4 protein-coding genes are annotated in these 3,629 nt (G+C 35.7%); 2 read left to right on the top strand and 2 right to left on the bottom strand.

Annotated elements, in window-relative coordinates; genetic code table 11:
* Window positions 1-208: 208 nt before the first annotated feature.
* Window positions 209-709 (bottom strand): DUF1772 domain-containing protein, encoded by a 501-nt coding sequence (locus VNZ46_RS11950; protein ID WP_325560364.1) that lies wholly within the window; start codon window positions 707-709, stop codon window positions 209-211.
* Between the two features lie 113 nt (window positions 710-822).
* Window positions 823-1,398, bottom strand: coding sequence for a dihydrofolate reductase family protein (locus VNZ46_RS11945; RefSeq protein WP_325560363.1), 576 nt, complete (start codon window positions 1,396-1,398; stop codon window positions 823-825).
* 545 nt (window positions 1,399-1,943) lie between these two features.
* Between VNZ46_RS11945 and VNZ46_RS11940 the strand changes: the two genes are divergently transcribed.
* Together VNZ46_RS11940 and VNZ46_RS11935 are read left to right on the top strand one after the other, a co-directional pair.
* The gene (locus VNZ46_RS11940; protein ID WP_325560362.1) at window positions 1,944-2,504 is read left to right on the top strand and encodes an AraC family transcriptional regulator; all 561 of its coding nucleotides are present in this window, start codon (window positions 1,944-1,946) and stop codon (window positions 2,502-2,504) included.
* A 91-nt stretch (window positions 2,505-2,595) separates the two neighbouring features.
* Window positions 2,596-3,629 (top strand): cation-translocating P-type ATPase (locus tag VNZ46_RS11935; protein WP_325560361.1); only part of this gene is annotated, 1,034 nt, incomplete at its 3' end.

The raw sequence follows: 3,629 nt of genomic DNA, 5'->3' as shown, positions 1-3,629 counted from the left end.
TATTTTTTCTTAATGCAATTTCCTAAAATTATTAGCTCAACTATTCGATGCATTATAGTCAGAAATAAATATTGAGACGTATTTAATGAACCAAAGTGAAGGAATAGAATACTGTTTTTTTATGCTTACTTTATTCGGTTTTCAGCATTTCCGTTTTGTTTTTCGCAATACCAATGTTAGCGGTTCGTGCTTTCATACATGTCTTTTTTTATTTGACTAACTCTTTACTCTTCGACTGCTGAATTTTGTAAAAAGTGTCGAGGCCTTTAAATGTAAACAAAATGCCGGCTAATCCAAGGAACGAACGAATCCAATTCATGTCTTTCCATTGTGATAAAGCCGCTTTTATTTGTTCAGTATGTCCCTCAATTAGAGAAGTGAAAATTATAATATCACGGGGAACAAAATAGATGAAAGTTAAAATGGCAATAATTGCATACAGTAAAAATGAGATGGAGAAATAAAGACGTAATGAAATTGAATCTTTCCAAAATAAAATTATTGTAAGCAGGATTAGAAACTGATTAATGGGAGCAATGATTGCAAAGAAATTTCTTGGGTCAACCTGATTATAATAATTTCTTGCAGTTTGAATAGAGGCCGGAATATCAGCTCCCCAACTTTTGGAATCAACTACAAGATTGTAAATGGTTATCATCAAGAGTCCTGATGCAGAAATGATTGATAAAAACAGTATTAATTTTTTCATGACTATGAAATTTTGTTTCGTGTGCGAAATTATTTGCCATTTTTTATTTCTTTTAATCTTATGTTATGCGTTCGTGCTACGCTGACCATTGGTGTCCCCCTTGTATTGTTCTGTTAATCATTTTTTGGTTTGCAACTCAAAACAGTTATGCCACAAAAATAGAATCTTGATTGTATAACTGAAAATTTCTGCGTTCTGTCAAGTGATTTAAAAATAGTCATGCCGTTACCGATAGCTGTTGGATTTAGAAAAAGATGATACTCGTCAATAAGTCCTTCTTTTATTAGTGATGAAACAAAACCTGCACCGCCATAAACAATAATGTCTTTACCGTTTTGTTTTTTTAAGTTGGCAATCTCTTCTGCAAGATTTCCTTTTGCCAAAGTAGTGTTGTTCCAGGTTGACTTGTCAAGTGTTTTGGTGAAAACAACTTTTGGAGTGTCAACCATTTTTTTTGCAAGTGAAAATTCAGGGCTGGCAGGTTTGTTGTTTACAACATTCTCCCAATAATTTACAAAGCCGTCCGTCATTTTCCTGCCAAGTAGAATGGTGTCTGAAGAATCAATAAGGGAATTGATAAACTCATAGAGTTTGTCATCTTCATCCCAGGTCATCCAGTCCAGTTCTCCATTTGGTCGTGCAACATATGCGTCTAAGGACAGGTTCATGTGTAATTTTAATTTTCTCATCGCTGGTTGATTTTAATTGTTAGTGATTTATTCGTTTCCAGGGTGAATCTCCGTCTTCGCGATTAGACAATGTGCTAGTCGCTGAGGCGAGACTCAACTGAGAAACAAACGTTCAGTTACCGCTAATATAGTACCAAAGTTCTTTTTCCCCGGGGAGTCACCGCCACACGTACCTGGACGTAAATGGCCTTTTTGAATAAATACGATAAATTAAAAAATCAACAGTCCTGAAGCGCTCATTTGAACTATGCTTGTTTTAAAATTAAATTGCTGACATTTGAGATAGAAACATTCAATATGAATTGACGGGTATACGAGGCAGTTACAAAATATATTTACGAAACTTTAGGAAAAGAAGCAGGTGTCAAAATTGAAGAGTACAGAAAAGATTGTAAAGGGAAGTCCGGGGTTGATTATCGTTAAAGCAATAAACAAGGAACATATCATTTGCCTTTGGGAAAATGAAAATAAAATTCATACTGCTTTTTTAGAATTATAATAACCAGCAAATTCTGATTACGCGCTTAAATTTATAATATTGGTTTATGAGTAAGCTATATATAAAAAATATGGTCTGTGATCGTTGTATCCGGGCAGTAAAACAAGAATTAGAAAAACTCCATGTGCATCCAAAAGAAGTTGCGCTTGGTGAAGTGGAATTAGAAAAACCTTTAACTTCAAAACAATCAGAACAATTTAATTCCCGATTGAAGGAATTAGGATTTGAATTATTGGATGATCAGAAGCAGAAACAAATTGAAGTTGTTAAAAACCTTCTTATTCAAAAAGTTCAGCAAGGTGAAATACCAGAACATTTCAGCATCAGCGAATTTCTTTCTAAATCCCTGAAGAAAGATTATATAAATATTACCCGTCTCTTTTCAGAAGTAGAAAGCACTACCATTGAGCAATTTTTTATTCTGCAAAAGATTGAGAAGGTAAAAGAATGGCTGGCTTATAATGAATTTACGCTTAGTGAAATCGCCTGGAAATTGGGTTACAGTAGCGTGGCTCATTTGTCTGCTCAATTTAAAAAAATAACCGGCCTTACCCCGAGTGATTTTAAGAAAGTGGGGGGCATACGCAAAGCCCTCGATAAAATTTAGCCTGCAATTAAATACAACTCTTTTACAAAATCCTGTAACAGTTATGCTCTCTGTTAACGGAACTTTGCTTAATTAATAAAAGAGATTAAGTATGAGTTCCGACAATAATCATTTCGATATACCATTAATTGGGGTAGATAGCGAACATTGCGCGCTTATTGTAGATAAAAGCCTTGCAAAAGTAAAAGGCATACAAAAGCATCATGTGGAGTTGAATAACCAGCAAGCCGTAATAGAAACTGATATCGATTCAGAAACTATAAAAAAAGCTGTGCAATCAATACGCGAGTCGGGCTATGATGTGGCAACGATAAAAAAACAATTTCCGGTTACGGGCATGAGTTGTGCCTCCTGCGCTGTAAGTGTTGAATCCATCCTGAACTCAGAGCAAGGCGTTGTACAGGCAACAGTAAACCTTGCAGCCAATAGTGTACTTGTAGAATATATTCCAACTATCATTGAACCAAAAGATATGAAACTGGCAGTGCAGGGAATAGGCTATGATTTGGTAATTGATGAAACGGATGGAGCGAAAGAAGAATTGGAAAACATACGACAGGAACATTTAAGCCAATTGCGTAAGCGCACATTTTGGGCAATCATTCTATCTGTGCCTCAGGTAATCATTGGGATGTTCTTTATGAATATCCTTTATGCCAATTTTATTTTATGGGCTTTGGCAACACCTGTTGTAATATGGTTGGGCCGGCAGTTTTTTATCAATGCGTGGAAACAAGCCAGACATCGCTCTGCAAACATGGATACATTGGTTGCACTCAGTACAGGTATTGCTTATTTTTTCAGTGCCTTCAATACTGTTTTCCCTATATTTTGGGAGAACAGAGGTTTACAGGCGCACGTATATTTTGAAGCGGCTTCTGTTGTAATTGCATTTATTTTACTGGGGAAATTATTAGAAGAAAAAGCGAAAGCCAATACTTCATCCGCCATAAAAAAACTGATAGGCTTACAACCAAAAACTGTTGCTATCATTCATGAGGGTGGGCATATTATGGAAATTCCCATTGCACAAGTAAAAGTTGGTGATTTGTTATTAGTAAAACCAGGAGAAAAAATCCCTGTGGATGGTACTATCCGTGAAGGCGAATCGTATGTAGATGAGAG

The sequence above is a fragment of the Pedobacter sp. genome (assembly GCF_035566355.1).
GTDB lineage: Bacteria > Bacteroidota > Bacteroidia > Sphingobacteriales > Sphingobacteriaceae > Pedobacter.
The sequence above is the reverse complement of the archived record's forward strand: the minus strand, read 5'-3'. Positions and strand labels throughout refer to the sequence as shown.